Below are 26,138 nucleotides of genomic sequence, written 5' to 3'. Positions count from 1 at the left end.
CCGGACGATCTTTTGTTCTGTCGCGAAACATAATGCAGGGGACGGCTAATCTCAAGCCATGACGCAGCGACTGACCGGGGTGTCGAGCAGTGCCCGCCAGTCCACCGTCCGGACGGCGAACCTCGGCCTGGTGCTGCGTACGGTGTGCGCTGCCGAGGGGCCGCTGTCCCGCGCCGACATCGCCGGCCTGACCGGGGTCACCCGGGCGACGGCCGCCCGGCTGGCCGACGAGCTGGTGGCCGGTGGCCTGCTGGACGAGGTCGAGCGCGAGGCGCCCCACGGCCGCGGTCGCCCCGCCACCCCGCTGGTGCCCGGCGCCCGGTTCAGCGCCCTGGGGCTGCAGGCCGACGCCGGGCTGCTCGCCGCCCGGGTGCTCGACCTCCGCGGCCGGGTGGTCGCCGAGCGGGTGGAACACGGCGACCACCGCGACTCCGACCCGACGGCAACGCTGGCCGCCCTCGGGGCGCTCGCCACCGACGTCCTCACCGGACTGCCGGACGACCACCACCTGGTCGGGGCCGGCCTGGCCCTGCCCGGGGTGGTGGACGCCGAGGCGGGCGTGCTGCTGCGCGCGCCCAACCTGGGGTGGTCGGACCTGCGCGCGGCGGACCTGATCACGCCGTCGCTGCCGGCCGGCCTGGACCTCGGGCTCGGCAACGAGGCCGACCTCGCCGCTCGCACCGTCGCCGAGGAGGCGCCCGGGCGTCCCGGGCACCACCGCGACGTCGTGTACCTGTCCGGTCAGATCGGCATCGGTGGTGCGGTGGTCCTGGGCGGCCGGGTCACCGGCAGCTCCGGCTGGGCCGGGGAGGTCGGCCACGTGTGCGTGGACCCCGCCGGCCCGGCCTGCAGCTGCGGTTCCACCGGCTGCCTGGAGCTCTACGCCGGCCGGCACGCCCTGCTGCGGGCCGCGGGTCTGCCGCTGGAGACGCCACCCGGGGACCTCGCCCGGCTGGCCGCGGCCGGCGAGCCTGCTGCGGTCGCCGCCCTGGACACCGGGGCGTGGGCCCTGGGCGTGGCCCTGGCCGGGGTGGTGAACGTCGTCGGCATCCCGACCGTGGTGCTCGGTGGCCACCTCGCCGAGCTGGCCGACCTGCTCCGCCCGGCACTGGAGCAGCACCTCACCGACCGGGTGCTGTCCGCCCGCTGGCGCCGCCCGCGGGTGGTCGGCGTCCCCGGGCCCCCCGCCGCCGGTGCCAGCGGCGCCGCCCTCCAGGTGCTGGCCGACGTCCTCGCCGACCCGGCGCGCCAGCTGGGCTGACGCGCCGGGTGAGCAGGTGCCGCTACTTGCCGAAGCCCGCCGTCAGGCCGCCGAGCAGGTAGCGCCGCCCGAAGAGGTAGACGAAGAAGATCGGCAGCAGCGACAGCGTGACCGCTGCCAGCAGCCCGGGCACGTTGGTGCCGAACTGGCTGGAGAACGTCTGCAGACCCAGCGTCAGCGTGCGCTGCTCCTTGGACTGGGTGAGCACCAGCGGGAAGAGGAAGCCGTTCCAGGCCCCCAGCGCGGTGAAGACCGAGACCGTGGTGATCGCCGGCTTGGCCAGCGGGAGCACCAGGTTGCGCAGCGTCTGCAGGGCATTGGCCCCGTCGAGGACCTGCGCCTCGTACAGCTCGTTGGGGATGTCCCGCAGGCTGTTGGTCATCACCAGCATCGCCACCGGCAGCGCGAAGGCCGCCGTCGGCAGGATGACCGCCAGCAGGGTGTCGTAGAGCCGCAGCTGGTTGATCAGGAGGTATACCGGGATGATCACCGCCTGGGCGGGGACGGCCAGGCCGATCAGCATGAGGGAGAACCCGCGCTGGACCATCGGCGAGGTGTTGCGGGCCACCGCGTAGGCCGCCGGCACCACCAGGAGCACCACGATGGCGACCGTGCCCACCGTGACGACGATGTTGTTGAAGAAGTACCGGCCGAACCCGCCGGTGAAGACCGACTTGTAGTTGTCGAGAGTCGGCGCGCTCGGCAGCTTCAGCGGGTTGTCCCGCAGGTACTCCTGCCGGGTGCGGAAGCTGCTGCTGACCACGAAGTACAGCGGCACGAGGACCAGCACGAGCCAGATCGCCGACAGGACACCGGCCAGGTAGTTCGGCTTCTCCCGGCCGACCTTGCGCCGCTTGGGCCCGGTGATCGAGGCCGAGGGGCCGGCCGAGGCCGGCGGCGTCGCCATCGGGACGCCGGACTGGGTGATGCTCACAGACCCTCCTGCTGACTGGACATCTTGCGGAACCCGGTGAGCTGGGTGACCAGCAGGGACAGGCCGGCACCGACGATCAGCAGCACCACCGCGATCGCACTGGCGTAGCCGAACTCGAAGCCGGAGAAGCCGGTGATGTACATGTACAGCGGCGCGATGCGGGTCGCCGTGCCCGGCCCACCGTTGGTGAGCAGCAGGATCGTGTCGAAGGTGGTCACCGACCCGACCAGCATCAGCACGGTCGAGGTGATGAGCGTGTAGCGCAGCAGCGGCAGCGTGATCCGGAAGAACTGCTTGTAGCGCCCGGCACCGTCGATGGTCGCGGCCTCGTAGATCGAGACCGGGATCCCCCGCGCCGCCGATTGGTACAGCAGCGTGTGGAACGGGACGTACTGCCAGGTCAGCACCCAGGCCACCGTGAAGATGACCAGGGTGCGGTCGCCCAGGAAGTTGAACTGGTCCAGGAAGGGCAGCCGCTGGGTGAGACCGAAGTTCGGGTCCAGCACCGACCTCCACAGCAGCGCGATCGCGGCGGTGGACAGCAGGACGGGCAGGAAGAAGATCGAGCTCAGGACGGCGCGGTTGCGCTGACGCCCGGCCGCCCAGACCCCGATCAGCATCGCGATCGGGGTCTGGACGACCCAGCCGAGGACCATGAACACGAGCGTCAGCTTCAGCGAGCGCCACACCTCGCTGTCGTCGAGGAGTCGGGACCAGTTCCCTCCTCCGGACAGCGACGGGAAGCCGAAGCCGTCCCAGTCGGTGAAGCTCAGGTAGACGACCAGCACCATGGGCAGGACGGCGAAGACCCCGAAGAAGGTCAGCACCGGTGCCATGTACCAGCCGGAAGGACGCTCTCGCCCCTTGGCAGCCAAGTCAGGTCCTCTGTGTAGTCAGCGTGCGGATGGGACGGCGGATCAGCCTGCCATGGCGGCGACGAAGCCCTCCGGGGTCTGCTGACCCAGGAAGAGGTTGCTGAGCTCGGTCAGCATCTTCGACGCCTGGTCGGCAGCCAGGTCCTGGTCCCAGGAGAGCTGGAAGTTCTTCGCGTCGCTGGTGAGGTCGTAGACCTGGGTCAGGTACTCACCGTTGTCCGCGGCCGCCAGCTGCTCACGCGCACCGGCGATCGGCATGACGTCGCCGGCCTTGATCAGGTCGGACACGTACGTCGGGTCGGTCAGCGCCGTCTTGACGTACTCCAGCGCCGCCTCCTTGTTCGGGGACGCGCTGGTCACCGAGTAGAAGTTCGACACGTTGCCGACCAGGTTCGACGGGTCGCCCTTGCCACCGGAGATGGTCGGGAAGGGAGCGACACCCAGGCCGCCGCCGTTCACGAAGTCGGGGCTGTTGCCCAGCTGGTTCGTGAACTCCCACGAGCCCATGAGGTGGAAGCCGGCGTCGCCGTTGGCCAGGATCTGGCTGGTGGCGCCCTCGTCGTAGCTGTTGGAGGAGAAGTCCTCCGCCGCACCGAAGGCACCGGCGTCGATGAGGTCCTTGAGCATCTGCATGGACTTCAGGACGTCGGGGTCGCTCCACGCCGAGCCGCCGTTGTCGCGGATCGCCTGGAACTTCTCCGGGCCAGCCACGCGGTCGAGCAGGTACTCGGCCCACATGAGCTCGGTCCACGACTGCGAACCGGCCAGCGCGATCGGCGTCTTGATGCCGGCGGTCTTGAGCGTCGCGACGTCGGCGAGCAGGTCGTCCCAGGTGGCGGGCATCTCGTTGATGCCGTTGGCCTTGAGGACGTCGAGGTTGCCGAACATCAGGACGGGCTGGACACCGCGCATCGGCAAGCCGTACTGCTTGCCGTCGATCTCGGCACCGGCGAGCACGCTCGGGAGGAACGCGTTCTTCAGGTCCGGGTTGTCGTTCAGCATCGGGGTGAGGTCTTCGATCTTCCCGGCGTCGACGTACTCCTTGAGGGAGCCACCGCCCCAGTTGAAGAAGACGTCGGGGGCCTGCGGCGAGTTGATCGCCGTGCGCAGCCGCTGCTTGTAGGGGTCGTTGCCGAAGGTCGAGAGCTTGGCAGCTCCCGGACCGTCACCGTCGTTGTAACGGTCGATCGAGGCCTGCTCGATCGGGTTGAGGTTCGTGTCCTGCAGGGCCCACACGTCGGCCGTGCCGCCGCCACCGCCACCACCGCCGCCGGAACCACCGGCGGTGTTGTCGGAGCCGCAAGCAGCCATCGAGCCGAGCAGAGCAAGGGTGGTGGCCGACACGGCCACCTTGGTCAGACGCCGGGGGGACATCCCACCGCCACCTTCCTGTTTCGTCGTTGAAAACCGAAAGTTTCGAGCAGTTGCGAGAACGTAAGCCACGTCACCGGCACCTGTCAACGGTCCCGCCAGACCTACGGCGCCGTGTCCTGATCGTGACCTTCCGGCGCCCCGGCCGGCCCGCGAACAGGGCGCTCGACGGGCCTGGCGACTACCCAATCACCGAAACTTTCGATAACGTCCGCGTCACGCCGACAGCGACGCCGGCCTGACCGCACCGGTCCGTCCGGGGGCAGGCTCGTGCGCCAGCCGCCACCGCCACACGGACCCGGGAGGCCGTCCAGTGCCACCGCACCAGCTGGGCCGACCGACGCTGGCGTCCATCGCCGCGGCCGCCGGGGTCTCGCTGCCCACCGTGTCCAAGGTGGTCAACGGCAAGACCGACGTCGCCCCCGCCACCCGCGCGCACGTGCAGGCACTGCTGGAGCAGCACAACTACGTCCCGGTGACCCGCCGCCCGCCCGAGGACGTGCTCGTCGACGTCGTCTTCACCGCACTCGACAGCCCCTGGGCGGTGGAGATCCTCCGCGGTGTGACCGAGAGCGGCCTGGAGGTGGTGGTCTCCTCGCAGAGCCGCACGTCGGACGTCGACTGGGTGCAGGCACTGGTCGCCGGCGGTCGCCGCGGCGCGCTCGTCGTCACCTCCCGGCTCACCCCCGCCGACCAGCGCCGGCTGGGCCGCTCCAAGCTGCCCGTCGTCGTCATCGACCCGGTCGACATGCCCGGGCAGGACGTCCCCAGCGTCGGGGCGACCAACTGGGCCGGCGGGCTGGCAGCCACCGAGCACCTGGTCGAGCTGGGCCACCGGCGCATCGCCGTCGTCGGGGGGCCGCAGGCCTACCTGTGCAGCCGGGCGCGCATCGACGGCTACCGGGCCGCGCTCGAGCGCGCCGGCATCGCCGTCGACCCCGCACTGGTCGTGCACGGCACCTTCCGGCACCAGGGCGGCTACGACCAGGCGAAGGCGCTGCTGGCCCTGCCCGACCCGCCGACGGCGGTCTTCGCCGGCAGCGACGAGCAGGCCTTCGGCGTCATGGAGGCCGCCCGCCAGGCCGGGCTCTCCGTGCCCGACGACCTCAGCGTCGTCGGCTTCGACGACCTGCCGATGGCCCGCTGGTCCTCTCCTCCGCTGACCACCGTGCGCCAGCCGCTGGCCGACATGGGGCGGATGGCCGGCCGGATGCTGCACGACCTGATCAACGGCGAGGTCCTCGGCAGCCAGCGCATGGAGCTGGCCACCCACCTGGTGACCCGCGCCTCCACCGCTCCCCCGCGCCGCTGACCCGCGGCCTGCACCCCTCCGCCACCCCCGTCCCCCTCTCCCGGCGCCGACACCGGCGACCAGCCCGCGCCCGAACCGGCGCCCGAACCGACCCAGGAGCCCGTCCCGTGACCTCGTCACCGTCCTCGTCCGACCACGACCCGGCTGCCCCCGCCGCCGACGTGTGGGCCGACCCGGCACGCCCGCTGCCCGAGCGCGTCCGCGCCCTGATGGACGTGATGACCCTCGAGGAGAAGGTCGCCCAGCTCTACGGCATCTGGACGACGATCTCCGACGGCGAGGAGGTGGCCCCCAACCAGCACGAGTTCTCCGAGCCGCTCCCGCCGTGGGAGGAGCTGACCAAGCCCGGCCTCGGGCAGCTCACCCGCGTCTTCGGCACCGGCCCGGTCGAGCCGCTCACCGGCGCCCGTGTCCTCGCCCAGACCCAGCGCGACCTCGTGGCCAACTCCCGCCTGGGCATCCCGGCCGTGGCGCACGAGGAGTGCCTGACCGGCTTCACCGCCTGGCAGGCCACCGTCTTCCCGACCCCGCTGGCCTGGGGCGCGTCCTTCGACACCGCCTCGGTGGAGACCATGGCCGCCGGCATCGGCGAGCTCATGCGCTCGGTCGGCGTGCACCAGGGCCTGTCCCCGGTGCTCGACGTGAGCTTCGACCACCGCTGGGGCCGCACCGAGGAGACCATCAGCGAGGACCCCTACCTCGTCGCCGTCCTCGGCTCGGCGTACACCCGCGGGCTGGAGAGCTCCGGGATCGTCGCCACGCTCAAGCACTTCGCCGGGTACTCGGGCTCGGGCTCGGGCCGCAACCACGCCCCGGTGCGGCTGGGCCCCCGCGACTTCGCCGACATCGTGCTCCCCCCGTTCGAGACCGCACTGCGCGAGGGCGGTGCCCGCTCGGTGATGAACTCCTACGCCGCCGTCGACGGCCTGCCCCCGGCCGCGGACCCCGCGCTCATGACGGGCCTGCTGCGGGAGACCCTCGGCTTCGACGGCGTCGTCGTGGCCGACTACTTCGCCGTCTCCATGCTGGAGACCACCCAGGGCGTGGCCTCCTCCCCCGGTGACGCCGCCGCGCAGGCGCTGCGGGCCGGCATCGACGTCGAGCTGCCCACGGTGCGCTGCTACGGCGAGCCGCTGCTGGAGCGCATCCGCTCCGGCGAGGTCGGCATGGACGTCATCGACCGGGCGCTGGAGCGGGTGCTGCTGCAGAAGGGCGAGCTGGGCCTGCTGGACGCCGGCTGGGACCCCGAGCCCGCGGCGCTGCGGGACGCCCCCGAGAGCCTGGACTTCGACCCGCCGCACATGCGTGCGCTGGCCCGCACGCTGGCCGAGCGTTCCGTCGTCCTGCTGGACAACCGCGCCTCGGTGCTGCCGCTGCAGTCGCCGGCGAAGCTCGCCGTCGTCGGTCCCGCCGCCGACGAGGTGCTGTCGCTGATGGGCTGCTACGCCTTCCCGAACCACGTGGGCGTGCAGCACCCGGACATGCCGCTGGGCATCGAGCTCCCCACCCTGCTGGACGCCGTGCGCACCGAGTTCCCCGACGCCGAGGTCACCACCGCCCAGGGCGTCCCCGTGCAGGAGCTGGACCGCAGCGGCATCGCCGAGGCAGTGCGCGTCGCCGGTGGGTCCGACGTCGTCCTCGCCGTCCTCGGCGACGTCGCGGGTCTGTTCGGCCGCGGCACCTCCGGTGAGGGCTGCGACGCCGACGACCTCAGCCTGCCGGGCCTGCAGGGCGAGCTGCTCGAGGCCCTGCTGGAGACCGGCAAGCCGGTCGTGGTCGTGCTGCTCACCGGCCGCCCCTACGCCCTCGGCGCGGTCGTCGACCGGGCCGCGGCCATCGTGCAGGCCTTCTTCCCGGGCGAGGAGGGCGCCGGCGCGGTCGCCGGTGTGCTCAGCGGGCGGGTCAACCCCTCCGGGCGGCTGCCGGTCTCGGTGCCGGCCACCCCCGGCGGCTCGCCGGCCACCTACCTGCACCCGATCCTGGGCGCCCACAGCGGGATCAGCTCCGCCGACCCGACGCCGGCCTTCCCGTTCGGGCACGGCCTGTCCTACACGTCCTTCGAGCTCGGCGACCTGCAGGTCGCCGGCGCCGACGGCACGGCGACCGGGGAGCTGGCCACCGACGGCTCGGTCACGGTCTCGGCGACGGTGCGCAACACCGGGGAGCGGGACGGCGCCCAGGTCGTGCAGCTCTACCTGCACGACCCGGTCGCCAGCGTCGTGCGCCCGGTCACCCAGCTCGCCGGCTTCGCCCGGGTCGAGCTGGCCGCCGGCGCGGGCGCCCGCGTCTCGTTCACGCTGCACGCCGACCGGACGTCGTTCACCGGCCGGGAGCTGACCCGCATCGTCGAGTCCGGTGACCTGGTGCTCAAGGTCGGCACGTCGAGCACCGACCTGCCGCTGGAGACCACCGTCCGCGTCACCGGCCCCGACCGCGTCGTCGGCGTGGACCGCGTCCTCACCACCCCGGTCGAGGTCACCGCGCTGTAAGCGGCCCCCCGCAACGCACACCGGCCGGCGTCCCCGCGAGGGGACGCCGGCCGGTTGCGTTCTCGGCCCTCCTGCAGGGCCCCGCCGCACGCGGAGCGTGTGGTGGGGGGCAAGGGGGTCCTTCTACATGCCGACGAGCTCGTGGAGGGCGCCGACCTCGGTGCGGGTGAGCTTGCGGATGGTGCCGGTGCGCATCCGGGCCAGCTCGATCGGCCCGATGGCGGTGCGGGTCAGCCGGGTGACCGGCAGGTTCACCTCGGCCAGCAGCCGGCGGACGATGTGCTTGCGGCCCTCGTGCAGCACGACCTCGACCACGGACTGGCCGGCGTGGGCGTCGACGACGTGGAAGGAGTCGACCGCGACCGGGCCGTCCTCCAGCTCGATGCCCTTGCGCAGGGTGCGGTGCAGGTCGCGCGGCACCGAGCCGGTGACCTGGGCCAGGTAGGTCTTGGTCACCAGGTAGGACGGGTGGGTGAGGCGGTGGGCGAGCTCGCCGTCCGTGGTGAGCAGCAGCAGGCCCTCGGTGTCCTGGTCGAGGCGGCCGACGTGGGTCAGCCCGGCGGCGAGGTCACCGATCATGTCCCCGACGGTCGGGCGGTTCCGGTCGTCGCTCATCGAGGTGATGATGCCGACGGGCTTGTTCATCGCGTAGGTGACCTTGTCGTTGCGGATGTCGACCCGCCGCCCGTCGACCGCGATGACCGCGGTGTCGGGGTCCACGCGCATGCCCTGCACCCGCACGACCTGGCCGTTCACGCTGATCCGGCCGGCGTCGATCATGTCCTCGGAGACGCGCCGGGAGCCGACCCCGGCCCGGGCCAGCACCTTCTGCAGCCGCTCGCCGGGGCTGTCGTCGTCGTGCTCGGGCTCCTCGACGTCACCCGGGCGGATCGGTGCGAGCTCCATGTCCTCGGACCAGCCCTCACCGCCGGAGGTGGTGGGAGTGTCGTCTGCAGTCGTGTCCATCCCCTCCAGTCTCCCACCTGCGCGGCGGTGCTCCTACCGCCCGGCGCCCGCGGTCAGCTGTCGGGGTGCTCGTCGAGCAGGGTGCGGGTGTCGGGCAGCAGCGGGGCGAGCTCGGGCAGCTCGTCGAGGCCGGTGAGCCCGAGCCGTTCGAGGAACAGCGGCGTGGTCACGTACAGCCCGCCCCCGGTGTCGGGGTCGGACCCGGCCTCGCGGATCAGCCCGCGGGCGGTGAGTGTGCGCACGACGGCGTCCACCCCGACCCCGCGGATGGCCGAGACCCGGGCGCGGGTCACCGGCTGCCGGTAGGCGATCACCGCGAGGGTCTCCAGCGCGGCCTGGGTCAGCCGGCTGCGCTGCCCCTCGAGCAGGTGGCGCTCGACGACCGGAGCGTGCTCCTCCCGGGTGTAGAGCCGCCACCCCTCCCCCACCCGGCGCAGCACGATGCCCGCCCGGCGCTGGTCGTAGCTGGCGGCCAGCGCGGCCAGCTCCGCCCGCACCCGGGCGAGCGGGGACTGCAGCGCCGCAGCCAGCGACGGCTCGTCCAGCGGGGAGTCGGTGACGAACAGCAGCGCCTCCAGCCCGCCGCGCAGGTCGGCGTCGTCCACGGGGGTGCCGTCCCAGGGCAGCTCCTCCTGGACCGGGGTGACGGTCTCCTCGACGGCCGCCTCGGGCTCGGGGACGACGACCAGCTCGACCGGCGGATCGGCCGGCGCCCGGCCCAGCACGCGCGTCGACGGTGTCCCCGCCGCGTCCGGGCCGGTGCCGGGCCGGCCGAACTCCGCGGCCAGCCGGGCGGCCACGGCGTCCCAGCTCTGCTCCGCGCCGGTGCCCTCGGCCTCCCCCTCGGCCAGCCCGGCGGCCACCTCGGCGACCACGGCGTCCCAGGAGAACGGGCGCGGGGCGGACGGCTCGTCGGTCACGACAGGTCCTCCGGCGTCCCGTCCAGGTCCGGGTTCGTGTCCAGGTCGTCGGGCACGTGCAGGTCCAGACCGTCCGGCAGCCGGCCGTCGACGAGGGCCGGGCCGGTCCAGTGCACGTGCAGCTCCCCCAGCGGCGTCGCCTGGTCGAAGGTCACCAGCTGCTGGCGGTAGAGCTCCAGCAGCGCGAGGAACCGGGCGACGACCTCGAGGGTGTGCGCGCAGTCGCGGCTCAGCGACCGGAAGGTCGCCGTCCCGGCCTCGGCGACCCGGCTGCGGACGATGACCAGCTGCTCGGTGACGCTGACCGCCGGGGCGTGCAGGTGGGTGACGCTGACCGTGGGCGGCGGCTTGGGCGTGAGCGCCTCGAAGGCCAGCGCGGCGAACTGCTCCGGCGTGACGCCGAGCAGCACCTCGGGCAGCAGCTCGGCGAACCGCGGCTCGAGGCCGGCGTCGCGGGCGTACCGGCGGGCGGCCTCGGCCTCGCGGGTGCGGAGGAAGGCGGCGGCCTGCTTGTAGGCCCGGTACTGCAGCAGCCGGGCGAACAGCAGGTCGCGGGCCTCCAGGACGTCGAGGTCGTCGGGGTCCTCGACGTCGGCGGCGGGCAGCAGCCGGGCGGCCTTGAGGTCGAGCAGGGTGGCGGCCACGACGAGGAACTCGCTGGCCTGGTCCAGGTGCAGCTCGTCGGACAGGTCGTGCAGGTGGGCGATGAACTCGTCGGTGACCACCGACAGCGCGATCTCGGTGACGTCGAGCTTGTGCCGGCCGATCAGCTGCAGCAGCAGGTCGAACGGCCCCTCGAAGTTCGAGAGCCGGACGGTGAACCGCCCCGTGCCCACCTCCGGCACCGCCGCGGTCGCCGTCATCGCCGGTGCCCGCGGTGGTGGGACCGGCGGCCGGGCCACTGCAGCCCGTCTGCGGTGATCCGCACCGGCTCGGAGGTGTCGTAGGTGCCCACCAGCTCGTCCAGGTTCACCAGCAGGTGGTTGAACCCGGCGTCGTCGGCCGTGCACTCCGGCCAGATCAGCTCCTGGGCAGCAGGGCCGATCGCGGCGATGGCGGAAGCGAGGTCCGGTTCACTGACCACCAGGGTCACGCGGTGGGGCTCCTGCCGGTGCGGCCAGCTCAGCGTCACCGTGCGGGGCGAGCCGTACTCGACGTCCAACTGCCGCCCGTCCATGTCCAGCTGCAGCCGGCGGACCAGCTCCTCGACGTAGGGCAGTCCGGGCACGCCTCCAGCGTAGAGCCGCACCGGGCGGTTGATCATCGGCGACTGGCCGCCCTACGCGCCGTCCGGGACGGCCGCATGCCGATGATCGACCCCGGAGGGCGCCCCTCAGTGCTTGCGGAGGCGGCGGACGAGGACGGAGTCCTCGCCGTGCACCTCGAGGTCGTCCAGCAGGACGGCGATCGCCTCGCGGACGATCCGGCCGCGGTCGGTGGCCACACCGTGCTGGCCGCGCAGGGTCAGCCGCGCGGTCTCCAGGGCCAGCAGCTCGTCGGCCGAGCAGTAGACGGTGATCTTCTCCTCGTGCCGGGTGCGGTTCTTGTCCACGGCACCGCGGGTGCGCTGGGCCGGTGCGGCCGGCAGCGTGGCGCGGTGGGCGGCCAGCTCGTCGACGACGATGCGCGGGGCACCACCGGCGACGTCGGGCACGAGGGTCAGCGGCGGGCTGGCCGGGTCGGTCTCGCGCGAGGCCGACGAGGAGCCGCGCAGCGCCGGGGACGACGTCGCGGCGGCCAGGTTCGGCAGCTCGGTGACCGGGGCCGGCGGGGGTGTCGCCGGGGTGTCGGTCCGACGGAACAGTTCGGACGCACCCGGGAGCACGGGACGGCGGGTCACAGGGCCAGGACCTCCTTGGCCAGGTCGCGGTAGGCAGCAGCGCCACCGGACGTCGGGGCCCACTGGGTGATCGGCTGGCCGGCGACGGTGGTCTCCGGGAAGCGCACCGTGCGGGAGATGACGGTCTGGAACACGGTGTCGCCGAAGGCCTCGACGACCCGGCTGAACACCTCGCGGCAGTGCACGGTCCGCGTGTCGTACATGGTGGCGAGGATGCCGGAGATCTCCAGCGACGGGTTGAGCCGCTCCTTGACCTTGTCGATCGTGTCGACGAGGAGGGCGACGCCGCGGAGGGAGAAGAACTCGCACTCCAGCGGGATGATCACGCCCTGGGCGGCGGTGAGCGCGTTGACCGTCAGCAGCCCGAGGGAGGGCTGGCAGTCGATGAGCACGTAGTCGTACTCGGCCCGGATGGGCGCCAGCACCCGCAGCAGCGTCTGCTCACGGGCGACCTCGCTGACCAGCTGCACCTCGGCGGCGGAGAGGTCGATGTTGCTGGGCACCAGGTCCAGGCCGGGGATGCCGGTGGCGACCCGGACGTCGGCCAGGGTGGTGGCCGGCTCCATCAGCGCGTTGTAGATGGTGCGGTCCAGGGCCTGCGAGGGGATGCCGAGGCCGACCGACAGCGCACCCTGCGGGTCCAGGTCGACCAGCAGCACCTTGCGGCCGTGCTCGGCCAGCGCGGCACCCAGGTTGATGGTCGAGGTCGTCTTGCCGACCCCGCCCTTCTGGTTGCACATGGCGATGATCTGGGCCGGCCCGTGCGAGGTCAGGCGCCGCGGCTCGGGCAGCTTGCGCTGCCGGGCGCGGGCCGGGTCGACCCGTCCGGCCGGGGCACCCATCTCGGCACCACCGGAGAACGGCAGCCCGACGGTGGCCGCCGCTGCCTCGGCTCGTGTCGACATCGCTCGTTCCTCTTCCCTGGACCGTGGCGTCCGTGGCCACCGGCTGGCGGTCACGACAGGAGGACGTGGGTCCCCGGCGGGGGGAAGCCACCGGTCCGAACTCCTGCACCCCTCATCGGCAGGGCCGGTGCCGACCGTGACCCGAACCCGGCAACTTGTCGACAAGTTGCCCCGGGCGCGGGCGAACGGGGGTCAGCGCAGCGCGCGGGGGTGGCTGGTGGCGTAGACCTCGCGCAGCCGCTCGACCGTGACCAGCGTGTAGACCTGCGTGGTGGTCACCGAGGCGTGCCCGAGCAGCTCCTGCACGACGCGGACGTCGGCGCCGCCGTCGAGCAGGTGGGTGGCGAAGGAGTGCCGCAGCGTGTGCGGGGAGAGCTCGGCGTCGATGCCGGCCCGTTCGGCGGCCTCGCGCAGGATCGTCCAGGCGCTCTGCCGGGACAGCGCACCGCCGCGGGCGTTGAGGAACAGCGCTCCCCCGCGCACCCCACCGCGGGCCTTCTCCGCCAGCGCCGGGCGGGCGCGCACCAGGTAGTCCTGCACCGCCCGGACGGCGTAGCTGCCCACCGGCACGACGCGCTCCTTGCCGCCCTTGCCGGCCAGCCGCACCGACGCCGCGGTCGGGTCGGTGGTCAGCGACAGGTCGTCGACGGCGAGACCGACGGCCTCGGAGATGCGGGCGCCGGTGCCGTACAGCAGCTCCAGCAGCGCCCGGTCGCGCAGCCCGCGCGGGCCCTCGACGGACGCGGCGGCCTCCAGCAGCGCCTCGACCTGCTCGACCGGGATCGCCTTGGGCAGCCGCCGGGCCGGTGCCGGGGGCCGCACCTCGGCTGCGACGTCGTCGCTGATCAGCCCGTCGAGCAGGGCGAAGCGGTGCAGCCCGCGGACGGCGACCACCGCGCGGGCGGCCGAGGTCGCCGACAGCGGCGGGTGGTCGTCGTCACCCGTGCGCAGCGCCACCAGGAACGCCGCGACGTCGGACTCCCCCACCTCGCCGAGCCCGCGCACCCCGGCCGCGGCGAGGAACTCCGCGTAGCGGCGCAGGTCGCGGCGGTAGGCGCTGGTCGTGTTGGCCGACAGTCCCCGCTCGACCGTCAGGTGGTCGAGGAAGCCGGTGACCGTGCGGGCGACGTCCGGACCGGGCGCGGTCGCGCTGGTGAGGGTGGCCCCTGTCAGGACAGCACCTCCTGCCACGGCACCGAGGGCAGCGCGTGCGCATCCGCCACACCGGCGTGCACCAGGTGGCCGGCGGCGACGTTGGCGCCGCGGGCGAGGGCGGGGTCGGCGGCCAGCGCGGCCGCGGTGCCCCGGTTGGCCAGTGCCATCACGTAGGGCAGCGTGACGTTGGTGAGGGCGTAGGTCGAGGTGTGCGGCACGGCGCCGGGCATGTTGGCCACGCAGTAGAAGACCGAGTCGTGGACGCCGAACGTCGGGTCGTCGTGGGTGGTGGGCCGGGTGGACTGGAAGCAGCCGCCCTGGTCGACGGCGATGTCGACGAGCACCGAACCGGGCTTCATCGCCGCCACCAGGTCATCGCTCACCAGCACCGGCGCCTTGGCCCCGGCCACGAGCACGGCGCCGATCACCAGGTCGGCCTCCAGCACGGCCCGCTCGACCTCCAGGGCGTTGGACGCCACGGTCTGCAGGTGGCCGCGGTAGAGCCGGTCGGCCGCGCGCAGCTTCTCCAGGTCGCGGTCGAGCACGGTCACCTGGGCCTGCATGCCGAGGGCGATCGTGGCCGCGTTCATCCCCGACACCCCCGCACCCAGGACGGCGACCTTGGCCGCGTGCACCCCCGACACCCCGCCGAGCAGGACGCCGCGGCCACCGGAGGCGCGCTCCAGCGTGTGGGCGCCCACCTGCGGGGCCATCCGGCCGGCGACCTCCGACATCGGGGCGAGCAGCGGCAGCGCGCCGCCGTCGGTCTGCACGGTCTCGTAGGCGATGGCGGTGGTGCCCGCGGCCAGCAGCGCGTCGGTGCACGCGCGGCCGGCGGCCAGGTGCAGGTAGGTGAACAGCGTCTGCCCGGCGCGCAGGCGGCCGAACTCCTCGGCGACCGGCTCCTTGACCTTGAGCAGCAGGTCGGCCGCGCCCCACACGTCGTCGGCGGTCGGGACGATCCGGGCACCGGCGGCGACGTAGTCGGCGTCGGGGATGGAGGACCCCGCGCCGGCGTCGGCCTCGACCAGCACCTCGTGGCCGGCGGCGACCAGCTCGGTGACCCCGGAGGGGGTCAGCGCGACCCGGTACTCACGGTTCTTGACCTCTCGGGCGACCCCGACCCGCATGCGTGCTCTCCACTGTCCCGGCGTGCGCCCACCGGGGTGCCGGTGGTGCCACCGTGTCCGGGCGGCCCGGTCGGGGCCCACCTCGGCCGGAGTCTAGGCACGGCGCGTGGCCGGAGTGTGTCAGGGAGCACTCCCCGGCAGGTCGCGTGCGTCGTGCTCGGCGCGGGCGGCCAGGACGTCGTCCATGTGGGTCTCGGCCCAGCTCTTCATCCCGCGCACCATCGTGTGCAGCGAGAGCCCCAGCTCGGTCGCCTCGTAGGTGACGGTGACCGGCACGGTCGGGGTGACGGTCCGGCTGACCAGGCCGTCGCGCTCCAGCGAGCGCAGCGTCTGGGTGAGCATCTTCGGGCTCACCCCGGCCAGCGCGCGGGCCAGCTCCGACCAGCTCAGCGGGCCGGGCACGCCGGAGCCCGCGACATCCGGGCCGGCCGTGCCGCCACCCAGCGCACACAGGACCAGGCCCACCCACTTGTCCGACAGCCGGTCGAACAGCTGCCGACTGGGGCACGCCGCCAGGAACGCGTCGTAGGCGACCCGGGCCTGCTGCCGCTGCTGTGCCGCCGTGGTCGTCGCCATGCCCGCTCCTCACCCGTGGGCCCGTTACGCACTCCGGAGTGCGTACTTCCCGTCGGGAAGTGCCCAGCTGAGGATGGTACGCAACACCCCCGCAGGACGAGAGGCACCGACCGTGACCATCAGCAACACCACCCTCCCCGGCGGCACCTGGACGCTGGGCGACCGCACCGTCTCCCGCGTCGGCTACGGGGCCATGCAGCTCGCCGGGCCCTGGGTCATGGGCCCGCCGGCCGACCGGGACGGCGCCCTCGCCGTCCTCCGGGAGGCCGTCGAGCTCGGTCTCACCCACGTCGACACCAGCGCCGCCTACGGCCCGCACGTCACCAACCGGCTCATCCGCGAGGCGCTGCACCCCTACCCCGCCGACCTGCTCGTCGCGACCAAGGTCGGCGGTGACCGCGATGCCCAGGGCGGCTGGCCGCCGGCCCGGGAGCCGGCCGACGTCCGGCGGCAGGTGCAGGAGAACCTCGACGACCTCGGCCTGGACGCCCTGGACCTGGTGCACCTGCGCCTCGGGGACGCCGAGGGGCCGGTGGCCGGCTCGATCGCCGCGGCCTTCGAGACGCTGGTCGAGCTGCAGCAGCAGGGGCTGGTCCGCCACCTCGGCGTGAGCAACGCGACGAGCGAGCAGGTCGCCGAGGCGCGGTCGATCGCACCGGTCGTCAGCGTGCAGAACATGTACAACCTGGCGCACCGCACCGACGACGCACTCCTCGACTCCCTCGCCGCCGCGGGGATCGCCTACGTGCCGTTCTTCCCGCTCGGCGGGTTCAACCCCCTCCAGTCCGCCGCGCTCTCGGCGGTCGCCGCCCGGCTCGGGGCGACGCCGATGTCGGTCGCCCTGGCGTGGCTGCTGCAGCGCTCCCCGAACGTGCTGCTCATCCCCGGGACGTCGTCGGTGGCGCACCTGCGGGAGAACGTCGCCGGCGCCGCGCTGCAGCTGTCGCCCGCGGACGTCGCCGAGCTGGACGCGATCGGCTGACCCGGCGCAGGAGGTCAGGCCGCCCGGACGACGCTGTACCGGACGGCGACGAACTCGCCGTTGCGACCGACCTCCTGCACCGCCAGCTCCACCCGCCGCGGCAGCAGCGCGGCCCCGCCGCCCAGGGTCACCGGGGCGATGGACACCACGACCTCGTCCAGCAGTCCCCGGTCGGCGAACTGGCCGGCCAGGTCCCCACCGCCGACGACCCACACGTCCCGGTCCCCCGCCGCCGCGACCATCGCGGCGTGCACGACGGCGACGTCCTCGGCGGTGACCCGCAGGTCGGCCCCGGGCACCAGGTCCGGCTGCCCGTGGGTGAACACCCAGGTGGGCCGCTCGGGCACCCAACCGGGGTCGTTCTCCCGCACCCAGCGGTAGGTCGAGGCACCCATGGCGACCGCGCCCACGCCGGCGATGAAGCCGTCGTAGCCCATCGGGCCGGCCGGGTCGTTCTCCCGGCTGAGCAGCCAGTCCAGCGAGTGGTCGGCGGTGGCGATGAAGCCGTCGAGGGACGTGGCGGTGTAGTAGACGGTGCGGGTCACGGCTCCTCCTGGGGCTCGGGGCGAGGTGGCCATCGTGCCGCACCGGCGGGCCCGGATCGCCCGCGTCGTCCGCGTGACGCACGATGCCGGGGACCCCTCAACGTCCTGGAGCCCACCCGATGCGCCTGTACGCCGACTCACCCGACCGCCGCACCCGGCAGCTGGCCGCCGACCTGGGACTGGTGGCCTGGCTGGTGGTCTGGGTGCTGGTCGCCCGGGTGGTGCACCGCGCGGTGCTCGTGCTGGCCGAGCCGGGCCGCGCGCTGTCGGACCTGGGCCGGTCGATCTCCGACACCATGGGCAGCGCGGCCGGTGCCGCCGGCGACGTCCCGGTGGTCGGCGACGGGCTGTCCCGGCCGTTCGACGCGCTCGGCGCCGCGGGCAGCTCGGTGACCGGCGCCGGGCAGAGCGCGCAGGACGCCGTGTCGACGCTGGCCACGGTGCTCGCCGTCGTCCTGGTGGTGCTGCCGGTGGGCTGGCTGCTGCTGCGCTGGCTGCCCTGGCGGCTGGGCTGGCTGCGCGAGGCGCGGGCCACCGACCGGCTGCTGGCGCACGGCGCGCAGGGCGTGCCCGACCTGGAGCTGCTGGCGGCCCGGGCGATGGCGACCGCGCCGCTGGCCCGGCTGGCCGCCCTCCCGGCGGGCACCGGCGCCGGCTGGCGGGCCGGCGACCCGGCTGCCGTCCGCGCCCTGGCCGCGCTCGAACTCCAGCGCCTGGGGCTGCAGCTGCCGGCCGACGGGGCGCCGTCGGCCCTGCCGGGCTGACCCGGGCACCCGGGAGCCACCCGGCCCGGCTCGAGCCGGGCCGGGTGGCTCAGACCGCGTCGAGCGGGCGGAGCTGCGGGGCGGTGGCGCGCACCTGGGCGGCGGCGAGCACCCCGATCGCGGCCAGGGAGTTGCGGATCGTGCCGTCGAAGACCCACTGCACGGCCTGCGCGAGCGGCACCCGCTGCACGGTCATGTCCGCCTCCTCGTGCTCGACCACGAAGCCCTCGGGCCGGTCGACCGAGGACAGGCCCTCGGCCAGGTAGAGCAGCACCTTCTCGTCGCAGAAGCCCGGCGAGGGGTGGTGGGTGGTCAGCAGCGACCAGCGCTCGGCCGACAGCTGCACCTCCTCGGCCAGCTCGCGCCGGGCGGCGTCGACGGGCGCCTCGCCGTCGACGTCCAGGAGGCCGGCCGGCACCTCCCACAGGTGCGCCGCGACCGGGTGCCGGTACTGGCGGATCATCACGACGCGGTCCTGGTCGTCGAGGGCGACGATCCCGACCGCCCCGCCGTGGCGCACGACCTCGCGGACGCTCTCCCCGCCACCGGGCATCGCCACGGTGTCCAGGCGCAGGGTGACGACGTGGCCCTCGTAGACCGTCTCGGTGCCCAGGACCTCGTAGTCGTGGGCCATCAGATGCCCACCGGCTCCTCGTCGGGCACCGGCAGCCGGGCGGCGTCCTGGAAGCTCGCCGCGGCGGCGACGAAGGCGGCGAACAGCGGGTGCGGCCGCGTCGGGCGGCTCTTGAGCTCCGGGTGGGCCTGGGTGCCGACGAAGAACGGGTGGACGTCGGCGGGCAGCTCGGCGAACTCGACCAGCGTGCCGTCGGGCGAGGTGCCGGAGAAGACCAGGCCGGCCTCGGTGAGCCGGTCGCGGTAGGCGTTGGCGACCTCGTAGCGGTGCCGGTGCCGCTCGGTGATCTCCGTGGCCCCGTAGGCGGCGGCCGCGACCGAGCCCTTGGCCAGCGTCGCCGGGTAGCTGCCCAGGCGCATCGTGCCGCCCATGTCGCCGCGCCCGGCGACCACGTCGAGCTGGGTGGCCATGGTGGAGATGACCGCGTCGGGGGTCTCGGGGTCGAACTCGGTGGAGTTGGCCTCGGGGATGCCGGCCAGGTTGCGCGCGGTCTCGATCACCATGCACTGCAGGCCCAGGCACAGCCCCAGGGTCGGGATGCCGTTGACCCGGGCGTGCTGGATGGCGCCGAGCTTGCCCTCGATGCCGCGGACGCCGAACCCGCCGGGGATGCAGACGCCGTCGACACCGGCCAGCGCGGCCGCCGCGCCCTCGGGGGTCTGGCACTCGTCGGAGGGCACCCAGCGGATCTGCACCCGGGAGCGGTGGGCGAACCCGCCGGCCCGCAGCGCCTCGGTGACCGACAGGTAGGCGTCGGGCAGGTCGATGTACTTGCCGACCAGGGCCACGGTGACGGTCTGCTTCGGGGAGTGCACGCGGTCGAGCAGGTCGCCCCACACCGTCCAGTCGACGTCCCGGAAGGGCAGGCCCAGGCGGCGGACGACGTAGGCGTCCAGGCCCTCCCGGTGCAGCACCCGCGGGATGTCGTAGATCGAGGGGGCGTCGGGGCAGGACACGACACCCTCGGCGTCGGTGTCGCACATCAGGCTGATCTTGCGCTTGAGGCCCTCGGTGATCGGCCGGTCGGAGCGGCAGACGATCGCGTCGGGCTGGATGCCGATGCTGCGCAGCTGGGCCACCGAGTGCTGGGTGGGCTTGGTCTTCAGCTCCCCCGACGGCGCGATGTAGGGGATCAGCGAGATGTGCAGGAAGAAGCAGTTGTCCCGGCCGATCTCGTGGCGCACCTGGCGGGCGGCCTCCAGGAACGGCAGCGACTCGATGTCGCCGACCGTGCCGCCGATCTCGGTGATCACCACGTCGACGCGCTCGGCGGAGTCCGCACCCGCCAGCATGCGGGCCTTGATCTCGTTGGTGATGTGCGGGATGACCTGCACGGTGTCGCCGAGGTACTCCCCGCGCCGCTCCCGGGCGATCACGTCGGAGTAGACCTGGCCGGTGGTCACATTGGCCCGCCCGGTCAGGTCGGTGTCCAGGAAGCGCTCGTAGTGCCCGATGTCCAGGTCGGTCTCGGCGCCGTCCTCGGTCACGAAGACCTCGCCGTGCTGGAACGGGTTCATCGTGCCGGGGTCCACGTTGAGGTACGGGTCCAGCTTCTGCATGGTGACCCGCAGCCCACGGCTGGAGAGCAGCGTCCCCAGCGAGCTCGCGGTCAGGCCCTTGCCCAGGGACGACACGACGCCGCCGGTGACGAAGACGAACTTCGTCGGCTGGGAGTTGGGGAGCGAACGGTTGCCGGATTCTGCCTGTCGACCCACGGACGCCGACGTTAACACGGGCGGACCCTCACCTCCCCGCCAGGAGCTCCCGGTACAGCGCGACCAGCTGTGCTGCCGTCGCCGCCTCGTCCGGCCAGCCCGCGGCCTGCCGCCGCCCGGCCGCCGCCAGCGCCGCACGCCTCGCCGGGTCGGTGAGCAGCCCGCCCAGCGCGCCCGCCAGCGCCGCGGCGTCCCCGGCCGGGACGAGGACGGCGGCGTCCCCGACCAGGTCCGGGATGCCGCCGACGGCGGTCGCGACGAGCGGGACGCCGGCCCGCAGCGCCTCCTGCGCGGTGAGCGAGCGCGCCTCCCAGACCGAGGGGAGCATGACGGCGTCGGCGGCGGCGAGCAGGTCGGCGACGTCGGTGCGGCGGCCCAGCAGGGTCACCGGCAGCGCCCCGGCGGTGACGCGTGCGGCGAGCGCGTCGTGCAGCGGCCCGTCACCGGCGACGGCGACCAGCGGGTCGCCGGCCACCCCCGCGGCCAGGGCGTCCAGCAGCACGTCGTAGCCCTTCTGCGGGTGCAGCCGCCCCACGGCCAGCACCAGCGGCCGGGCGTCGTCCAGGCCGAGCTCGGCGCGCACCTGCGCCCGCGAGCGGGTGGGTGCGGGCAGCGGGGGTGCGGACACCGGGGCCACCCGGACGTCCCGGGCACCGAGCCGGACGGCGTTCGCGGCGAGGTCGGCCGAGGCGGCCAGCACCACGTCGGCGGCCCGGACGGTGGCCCGCTCGGCCGCGTCGAGCACCCGCCGGCGGAGGCCCCCGCCGGGGGGCACGGGGTTGTGCAGGGTCAGCACGAGGGGACGGCGCCGGGCCAGCGCCGCCACCAGTCCGGCCCGCAGCCCGTGGGCGTGCACCAGGTCGCTGCCCCCGGCCGCCCGGCGCAGCGCCCGCACGGCGCGCAGGTCCGCCGCCGGCGCCAGCCCGGCGGAGATGCCGACCTCGGTGAACGCCGCGCCGGTGGCGGTGAACCCGAACAGCTCCTCGGTGGCGCGCGGCCCGCACACCCGCACGTCGGCGCCGGCGGCGACGAGCGCAGGCAGCAGCGCGCGCAGGTGGGTGCCGACCCCGCCGGTGCTGGTGGCCAGCACCTCGGTGACGGTCCGGCCGGTCAGCTCAGCCATGGTCTGCTCCCTCCGGTGCGCGCAGGCCGCGCACGGCTGTGGCCAACGGCCGGCGGGCGGTGGCCGCCAGGACCGCGGCCGCGACGACCAGCACGACTCCCCCGCTCACCACACCGGTGCCGACGGCGGCCGCCACGTTCCGGGGCACCGGGTCGGCGCCGAGCGCGGTGGCGGTCGCCAGGCCGGCGGCACCGGCGAGCAGCGCGGCGAGCAGGGCGGCCGCCCCGGTGCGCGGGACGCCGGTCAGCGCGCCCGGCCCGGCGACCCGGACGAGGACCACCAGCAGCGACGCCCCGGCCACGGTCACCCCCACGCTGTGCCCGGCGCCGAGTGCGAGCGCCCGGTCCGCGGCCGGCAGGACGGCGGCGAACACCAGGTCCGCGGCGACCGCGACCAGCCAGCCCGCGGTGATGCAGACCGTCGGCGCCCGCCACAGGCCGCGGGCGTACAGCGCCCGTGACAGCAGCGCGACCAGCGCGTAGCCGACCAGGCCGGGGGCGAACGCGACGACCGCGGCCCGCAGCGCCGGGGCGGTGGCCGCGTCGGGAGCCGAGGCGAGGAACAACCGGGCGACCGGCCCGGCGACCGCGACCAGGCCGGCGGCGGCGACCGCGGCGGTGACCACGGTGAGCACGGCGGCCGGGGCCAGCGCGCGCCGGTAGCCGGGCTCGTCGCCGGCCGCGGCCCGCTCGCTCAGCGCCGGGTAGACCGACGTCGCCAGTGGCACCGCCAGCGCCGCCCACGGCAGCAGGAAGACCGTCATCGCCGCGACGTGCACGACCTGGGTGCCGTCGGGGGCGCCGGCGTTGGCCAGCCGGATCGCCACCACCGTGACCAGCTGCTGGCCGGCCAGGGTCACCACCCCGGCCAGCGCGAGCCGGCGGACCCGGTGTGCCACGCCCACCGGGAACCGCAGCGCCGGGCGCAGACCCAGCCGCAGCCCGCGCAGCGGCCCGAGCAGCGACAGGCTCAGCGCGACCACGCCCAGCGTCGTCCCCACGCCCAGCACCAGTTCGGCGGGGCGGGTCAGCCCGGCGACGTCGCGGCTCCCGCCGGTGCCGGCGAACAGCAGGTAGGCCGCCGCGACGACGACCGAGGACAGCAGCGGGGCCAGCGCCGGCCCGGCGAACCGGCGGTGGGCCTGCAGCACGCCGGTGAGCACCACGCCGATGCCGTAGAGCACCACCTGCGGGGCGAACACCAGCAGCAGCCGGGCCGCCAGGTCGACCTGGGCGGGGTCCCCGGCGTCCTCCCCGAGCAGCCCGGCTGCGATCGGCCGGGCGAGCAGGGCGACGGCCACCGCGAGCGGGACGAGCAGCAGCAGGGTCCAGCCCAGCAGCGCCGAGGCGGTGCGGCGCACCTGCTCGCGGTCCCCGGCGGCGATCCCGCCGGCCAGCATCGGCACGACCAGGCTGGCCAGGGCGCCGCCGGCGACGACCTCGAAGACGATGTTCGGGACGGTGTTGGCGGCCAGGTACGTGTCGCCGGTGCTGCCGGCGCCGACGGTGTTGGTGAACACGACGGTGCGCCCGAACCCGGCCAGCCGGCTCAGCACGGTGAGCACCGAGATCAGCAGCGCCGCACCGGCCGCACCCTGCAGCAGGGCCCGCCGGGAGGTGGTGGTCACGCGACGCGGCGGCCGAGCCGGTCCAGCTCGCGCAGACCGGGGGTCGACTCGATGACCCGGGTGAAGCTGACCCGCTCGCTGGCCAGGGTGAGCGCGGACACGACCGCGAGCAGCGCCGTCCGGGCGGGGCGGCCGGGCAGCGCCGCCAGCCGCAGTCCCAGCAGGGCGCCGAGGGCGTTGGCGCCGCAGTCGCCGAGCATCACCCGCTCGCCGAGGTCGGCCGGCAGCAGTCCGGCGGTGGCACCCAGCGGTCCGGCGGCCAGCCCGCCGGCCGGTCCGCCCAGGGTCGCCGAGGCCAGCAGTACGGCGGCCTTGCCGGCCCGCCCCGGGCGCAGGTCCAGCAGGTTGACCAGGTTCGCCGTCCCGGCCACCAGCCCGACGGTGAGGACGGCGTCGACCGCGCTCCCCCGGCGGGTGAGGACGGCGGCCACGCCGGCCGCGGCGCCGATGCCCACGACCTTGACGACCCCTGCGGAGACCCGCCCGGCGCGCAGCGCGGCCAGGTGCCCGGCCAGCCCCTTGTCGCGGGCCTGCTCCGGGCGGGCTCCGGCCAGGTCGTCGTAGCCGCCCACGAGACCGGCGACCGTGCCGACCACCGCGGCGGCCGCGCGCTGCCCGGGGGGCGCGCCGAGCACCGCGCTGCCGGTGGCGGCGGCGGCCAGCACCGGTCCGCCGAGCAGGCTCACCGGCCGGCCGGCGAAGTTGGTGCGCTGCCACCGCTGGTCGCGCACCCGTCCGGCCGCGACCAGCCCGGCCCGCGCGGCCACCAGCCCGACCGCGGCGGCCCGCAGGTCCCGGGTGCCGGTCACGACGCCGGGGGCACGGGCTGGGTGTCCTCGCCGGTGCCGTACTTGCCGGTGGTGCCGCGGCTCTCCGCGGCCAGCGCCAGCACCGTGCTGATCCGGCCGGCGGGCACGCTCACGTTGTCCACGGTGGAGACAACGGCGGAGACCGAGCTGTCGGCGCGCAGGGCCCGGATCAGGCCGCCGTCCTCGGTCGCGGTCGGGTCGCCGGCGGCCACCGCCCCCGACCCGCGCCGGTCCAGGGCGGTGACCAGGTCGGTCAGCGCGGCGGTCCGCGGCAGCGCGTCGTCCTCGGTGAGGGTCCCGGCGGTCAGCAGCACGGCGTAGTCGGCCGGGGTGACCGAGGAGGTGGCCCGGCTGAGCACGCCGAGCTCCTCGAGACCGGCCAGCACCGAGGAGGTGGCGGCCGCCGGCACCGGTCCGGGCGTGCCGGCCACGGCCGGGGGCACCATGAGCACCTCGGCCAGCAGGTCGGCGGTCACGGAGGCGGCGTCGGTGCCGTCGGCGGGCGCCAGCCCGGCCGGGCGGCCGGGCCCGGACGCGTAGGCCTCCACCGCGGCGTCGTTGACCGGGTCGCCGTAGCCGGTGGTCAGCCGGATGGTGCCGGTGACGGTCGCGCCGGCGCTGCCCAGCAGGGCCGTGAGCCCCTCCAGGACGTCGGGGGCGACGTCGTCGGAACCGACGACCAGCACCACGCTGCGCTCGGTCAGGCTGCCCTCGACGAGCGCGGGGCCCACGGCCTCGTCGAAGCTGCCCACGTCGTCCAGCTGGGTCTGCAGCTGCCGGCTCTGGTCCTCCAGCGCCCGCTTGTCGGTCTGCAGCGCGGTCACCTGGCCCTGCAGGTTCGTCAGGACCGGCCCGTTGAGCTGGGTGGTGCCGATGACGATCCCGAGCGCCACGGCCAGGAACACCGCGATCAGCGAGACCAGGTGGTAGCGGAAGTCGATCACGAGAAGAGGTTCTCCAGCCAGAACACGAAGCTGTCCCATTGGTCGATCAGCAGGTCGAAGTACACCCGGCCGGCGGTGGACACGGCCAGGGCGGCGACGATCGAGGCCAGCGCGGCCAGCACCAGGAGGACCAGGGCCAGGGTGGAGATGCGGCTGCGGTAGAGCCGGCTCACGCCCTTGGCGTCGACCAGCTTGCCGCCCAGCCGGAGCCGGGTGAGGAAGGTCGAGGCCATGCCGCCGCGGCCCTTGTCCAGGAACTCCACCAGGGTGGCGTGCGTGCCCACGGCGACGATGAGCGAGGCGCCCTTCTCGTCGGCCAGCAGCATCGCAATGTCCTCGCTGGTAGCCGCGGCGGGGAAGGTGATGGCGGGGACGCCGAGGTCGGTGACCCGCTGCAGGCCCGGGGCCTGCCCGTCGGGGTAGGCGTGCACCACGACCTCGGCCCCGCAGCGCAGCACCGCGTCGCTGACGGAGTCCATGTCCCCGATGATCATGTCCGGCTGGTAGCCGGCCTCCTTGAGCGCGTCGGCCCCGCCGTCGACCCCGATGAGCACCGGCCGGTAGTCGCGGATGTAGGGCCGCAGCGCCTGCAGGTCCTCCCGGTAGTCGTAGCCGCGGACGACGATCAGCACGTGCCGGCCGTCGATCCGGGTGGTCACGTCGGGCACGCCCACACCGTCGAGCAGCAGCGCGCGCTCGCGCTTCATGTACTCCATCGTGTTGGCCGCGAAGGCCTCCAGCTGGGCCGACAGACCGGCGCGGGCCTCCACCATCGCCTCGGCCACGCGCTCGGGCGTCTGCTCCACGCCCTCGGCGACCAGCGTCTCCCCCGCGAAGACCTGGTCACCCTCGATCCGCAGCCGGGTGCCCTCGCGGACCCGGGTGAAGACCTCCTTGCCCACCCCGTCGATCAGCGGGATGCCCGCGTCGACCAGGACGCCGGGACCCAGGTTCGGGTAGCGGCCCGACGTGCTGGGTGCGGCGTTCACGACGGCGGCGACCTGGCAGGCGACGAGTGCGTCGGCGGCCACCCGGTCGACGTCGACGTGGTCGATGACCGCGATGTCGCCCGGGCGCAGGCGCTTGGTGAGGTTCTTCGTCCGTCGGTCCAGCCGCGCCGGACCGGTCACGCCCGGTGCCTGGTCCGGCACTCCTCCGCGCCGCAGGGGGCCGATGCGCATGGCGGGATGGTCCCACGGGTGCCTGGACCCATGATCGCGACGCGCATCAGCGAGCAACCGGGCACGCAGCGTGACGACAC

At 74.4% G+C, this 26,138-nt stretch carries 25 protein-coding genes; 5 read left to right on the top strand and 20 right to left on the bottom strand.

The genetic code is table 11. The features are described from left to right. Positions 1-58: 58 nt before the first annotated feature. The gene (locus tag KUM42_RS00195; protein WP_237494309.1) at positions 59-1,261 is read left to right on the top strand and encodes an ROK family transcriptional regulator; all 1,203 of its coding nucleotides are present in this window, start codon (positions 59-61) and stop codon (positions 1,259-1,261) included. Positions 1,262-1,283: 22 nt separating this feature from the next. On the opposite strand, the gene KUM42_RS00190 is transcribed toward KUM42_RS00195, so the two are convergent. The 3 genes from KUM42_RS00190 to KUM42_RS00180 all read right to left on the bottom strand — a co-directional run bounded on the left by KUM42_RS00190 (position 1,284) and on the right by KUM42_RS00180 (position 4,444). Further along, positions 1,284-2,195, bottom strand: a complete 912-nt coding sequence (locus KUM42_RS00190; protein ID WP_237494308.1) for a carbohydrate ABC transporter permease — start codon at positions 2,193-2,195, stop codon at positions 1,284-1,286. Then, positions 2,192-3,031 (bottom strand): carbohydrate ABC transporter permease, encoded by an 840-nt coding sequence (locus tag KUM42_RS00185; protein ID WP_237494307.1) that lies wholly within the window; start codon positions 3,029-3,031, stop codon positions 2,192-2,194. The genes KUM42_RS00190 and KUM42_RS00185 overlap by 4 nt, the downstream gene beginning before the upstream one ends. An 81-nt stretch (positions 3,032-3,112) precedes the next feature. Beyond that, positions 3,113-4,444, bottom strand: coding sequence for an ABC transporter substrate-binding protein (locus KUM42_RS00180; RefSeq protein WP_237494306.1), 1,332 nt, complete (start codon positions 4,442-4,444; stop codon positions 3,113-3,115). Between the two features lie 310 nt (positions 4,445-4,754). On the opposite strand from KUM42_RS00180, the gene KUM42_RS00175 reads away from it, so the two are divergent. Further along, the gene (locus KUM42_RS00175) at positions 4,755-5,753 is read left to right on the top strand and encodes a LacI family DNA-binding transcriptional regulator (RefSeq protein WP_237494305.1); all 999 of its coding nucleotides are present in this window, start codon (positions 4,755-4,757) and stop codon (positions 5,751-5,753) included. Positions 5,754-5,860: 107 nt separating this feature from the next. Then, positions 5,861-8,242: a glycoside hydrolase family 3 N-terminal domain-containing protein gene (locus KUM42_RS00170; protein ID WP_237494304.1), complete on the top strand. Its 2,382-nt coding sequence runs from the start codon at positions 5,861-5,863 to the stop codon at positions 8,240-8,242. Between the two features lie 123 nt (positions 8,243-8,365). Here KUM42_RS00170 and KUM42_RS00165 read toward each other — a convergent pair whose 3' ends face one another. The 9 genes from KUM42_RS00165 to KUM42_RS00125 form a co-directional block, all read right to left on the bottom strand. Then, positions 8,366-9,208: a pseudouridine synthase gene (locus KUM42_RS00165; protein WP_237494303.1), complete on the bottom strand. Its 843-nt coding sequence runs from the start codon at positions 9,206-9,208 to the stop codon at positions 8,366-8,368. A gap of 53 nt (positions 9,209-9,261) precedes the next feature. After that, complete coding sequence (gene scpB / locus KUM42_RS00160; protein WP_237494302.1) at positions 9,262-10,128, bottom strand: SMC-Scp complex subunit ScpB; 867 nt, start codon at positions 10,126-10,128, stop codon at positions 9,262-9,264. Further along, positions 10,125-10,991, bottom strand: a complete 867-nt coding sequence (locus KUM42_RS00155) for a ScpA family protein (RefSeq protein WP_237494301.1) — start codon at positions 10,989-10,991, stop codon at positions 10,125-10,127. The genes scpB and KUM42_RS00155 overlap by 4 nt, the downstream gene beginning before the upstream one ends. Then, on the bottom strand, positions 10,988-11,356 hold the full coding sequence (locus KUM42_RS00150) for a hypothetical protein (RefSeq protein WP_237494300.1): 369 nt from the start codon (positions 11,354-11,356) through the stop codon (positions 10,988-10,990). The genes KUM42_RS00155 and KUM42_RS00150 overlap by 4 nt, the downstream gene beginning before the upstream one ends. Positions 11,357-11,461: 105 nt before the next feature. Further along, positions 11,462-11,968 (bottom strand): hypothetical protein, encoded by a 507-nt coding sequence (locus KUM42_RS00145; protein ID WP_237494299.1) that lies wholly within the window; start codon positions 11,966-11,968, stop codon positions 11,462-11,464. Then, complete coding sequence (locus KUM42_RS00140; RefSeq protein WP_370629348.1) at positions 11,965-12,810, bottom strand: ParA family protein; 846 nt, start codon at positions 12,808-12,810, stop codon at positions 11,965-11,967. The genes KUM42_RS00145 and KUM42_RS00140 overlap by 4 nt, the downstream gene beginning before the upstream one ends. A 255-nt stretch (positions 12,811-13,065) precedes the next feature. Continuing rightward, positions 13,066-14,064, bottom strand: coding sequence for a site-specific tyrosine recombinase XerD (gene xerD, locus KUM42_RS00135; RefSeq protein WP_304610726.1), 999 nt, complete (start codon positions 14,062-14,064; stop codon positions 13,066-13,068). Beyond that, a complete protein-coding gene (ald, locus tag KUM42_RS00130) occupies positions 14,043-15,158 on the bottom strand; it encodes an alanine dehydrogenase (RefSeq protein WP_237494297.1) in 1,116 nt (371 codons plus the stop codon). The genes xerD and ald overlap by 22 nt, the downstream gene beginning before the upstream one ends. A 120-nt stretch (positions 15,159-15,278) precedes the next feature. Further along, positions 15,279-15,734, bottom strand: a complete 456-nt coding sequence (locus tag KUM42_RS00125; protein WP_237494296.1) for a helix-turn-helix domain-containing protein — start codon at positions 15,732-15,734, stop codon at positions 15,279-15,281. Between the two features lie 112 nt (positions 15,735-15,846). On the opposite strand from KUM42_RS00125, the gene KUM42_RS00120 reads away from it, so the two are divergent. Further along, entirely contained in the window at positions 15,847-16,716 is an 870-nt protein-coding gene (locus KUM42_RS00120) for an oxidoreductase (RefSeq protein ID WP_304610725.1), read from the top strand. 14 nt (positions 16,717-16,730) lie between these two features. On the opposite strand, the gene KUM42_RS00115 is transcribed toward KUM42_RS00120, so the two are convergent. Next, the gene (locus KUM42_RS00115) at positions 16,731-17,261 is read right to left on the bottom strand and encodes a dihydrofolate reductase family protein (RefSeq protein WP_237494295.1); all 531 of its coding nucleotides are present in this window, start codon (positions 17,259-17,261) and stop codon (positions 16,731-16,733) included. Positions 17,262-17,380: 119 nt separating this feature from the next. Here KUM42_RS00115 and KUM42_RS00110 point away from each other — a divergent pair, with 119 nt between their 5' ends. Next, positions 17,381-18,025, top strand: a complete 645-nt coding sequence (locus tag KUM42_RS00110; protein WP_237494294.1) for a hypothetical protein — start codon at positions 17,381-17,383, stop codon at positions 18,023-18,025. Between the two features lie 49 nt (positions 18,026-18,074). On the opposite strand, the gene KUM42_RS00105 is transcribed toward KUM42_RS00110, so the two are convergent. Genes KUM42_RS00105 through steA form a run of 7 tightly spaced genes read right to left on the bottom strand, consistent with a single transcriptional unit; the run spans position 18,075 to position 26,058 of the window. Beyond that, positions 18,075-18,659: an NUDIX hydrolase gene (locus KUM42_RS00105; RefSeq protein WP_237494293.1), complete on the bottom strand. Its 585-nt coding sequence runs from the start codon at positions 18,657-18,659 to the stop codon at positions 18,075-18,077. Continuing rightward, entirely contained in the window at positions 18,659-20,374 is a 1,716-nt protein-coding gene (locus tag KUM42_RS00100) for a CTP synthase (RefSeq protein WP_237494292.1), read from the bottom strand. Before KUM42_RS00100 ends, KUM42_RS00105 begins: the two co-directional genes overlap by 1 nt. 28 nt (positions 20,375-20,402) lie before the next feature. Then, on the bottom strand, positions 20,403-21,497 hold the full coding sequence (locus KUM42_RS00095; RefSeq protein WP_237494291.1) for a glycosyltransferase family 4 protein: 1,095 nt from the start codon (positions 21,495-21,497) through the stop codon (positions 20,403-20,405). Then, the gene (murJ, locus tag KUM42_RS00090) at positions 21,490-23,124 is read right to left on the bottom strand and encodes a murein biosynthesis integral membrane protein MurJ (protein ID WP_237494290.1); all 1,635 of its coding nucleotides are present in this window, start codon (positions 23,122-23,124) and stop codon (positions 21,490-21,492) included. The genes KUM42_RS00095 and murJ overlap by 8 nt, the downstream gene beginning before the upstream one ends. Further along, positions 23,121-23,933, bottom strand: a complete 813-nt coding sequence (locus KUM42_RS00085) for a hypothetical protein (protein WP_237494289.1) — start codon at positions 23,931-23,933, stop codon at positions 23,121-23,123. Before KUM42_RS00085 ends, murJ begins: the two co-directional genes overlap by 4 nt. Continuing rightward, positions 23,930-24,877 carry a copper transporter gene (locus KUM42_RS00080; RefSeq protein WP_237494288.1) on the bottom strand — a complete coding sequence of 316 codons (948 nt, stop codon included), beginning with the start codon at positions 24,875-24,877 and terminating at the stop codon, positions 23,930-23,932. Before KUM42_RS00080 ends, KUM42_RS00085 begins: the two co-directional genes overlap by 4 nt. Next, positions 24,874-26,058: a putative cytokinetic ring protein SteA gene (steA, locus tag KUM42_RS00075; protein ID WP_370629326.1), complete on the bottom strand. Its 1,185-nt coding sequence runs from the start codon at positions 26,056-26,058 to the stop codon at positions 24,874-24,876. The genes KUM42_RS00080 and steA overlap by 4 nt, the downstream gene beginning before the upstream one ends. Positions 26,059-26,138 lie beyond the last annotated feature (80 nt).

Source organism: Modestobacter sp. L9-4, assembly GCF_019112525.1.
Lineage (GTDB): Bacteria > Actinomycetota > Actinomycetes > Mycobacteriales > Geodermatophilaceae > Modestobacter.
The sequence above is the reverse complement of the archived record's forward strand: the minus strand, read 5'-3'. Positions and strand labels throughout refer to the sequence as shown.

Coding starts and splice junctions, on each gene's coding strand:
- KUM42_RS00125 (WP_237494296.1), bottom strand. CDS start 15,734: ATGGCGACGACCACGGCGGCACAGCAGCGGCAGCAGGCCCGGGTCGCC.
- KUM42_RS00180 (WP_237494306.1), bottom strand. CDS start 4,444: ATGTCCCCCCGGCGTCTGACCAAGGTGGCCGTGTCGGCCACCACCCTT.
- KUM42_RS00155 (WP_237494301.1), bottom strand. CDS start 10,991: ATGACGGCGACCGCGGCGGTGCCGGAGGTGGGCACGGGGCGGTTCACC.
- KUM42_RS00110 (WP_237494294.1), top strand. CDS start 17,381: ATGCGCCTGTACGCCGACTCACCCGACCGCCGCACCCGGCAGCTGGCC.
- KUM42_RS00140 (WP_370629348.1), bottom strand. CDS start 12,810: ATGGGTGCCCCGGCCGGACGGGTCGACCCGGCCCGCGCCCGGCAGCGC.
- steA (WP_370629326.1), bottom strand. CDS start 26,058: ATGCGCATCGGCCCCCTGCGGCGCGGAGGAGTGCCGGACCAGGCACCG.
- KUM42_RS00165 (WP_237494303.1), bottom strand. CDS start 9,208: ATGGACACGACTGCAGACGACACTCCCACCACCTCCGGCGGTGAGGGC.
- KUM42_RS00105 (WP_237494293.1), bottom strand. CDS start 18,659: ATGGCCCACGACTACGAGGTCCTGGGCACCGAGACGGTCTACGAGGGC.
- KUM42_RS00095 (WP_237494291.1), bottom strand. CDS start 21,497: ATGGCTGAGCTGACCGGCCGGACCGTCACCGAGGTGCTGGCCACCAGC.
- KUM42_RS00185 (WP_237494307.1), bottom strand. CDS start 3,031: ATGGCACCGGTGCTGACCTTCTTCGGGGTCTTCGCCGTCCTGCCCATG.
- KUM42_RS00195 (WP_237494309.1), top strand. CDS start 59: ATGACGCAGCGACTGACCGGGGTGTCGAGCAGTGCCCGCCAGTCCACC.
- ald (WP_237494297.1), bottom strand. CDS start 15,158: ATGCGGGTCGGGGTCGCCCGAGAGGTCAAGAACCGTGAGTACCGGGTC.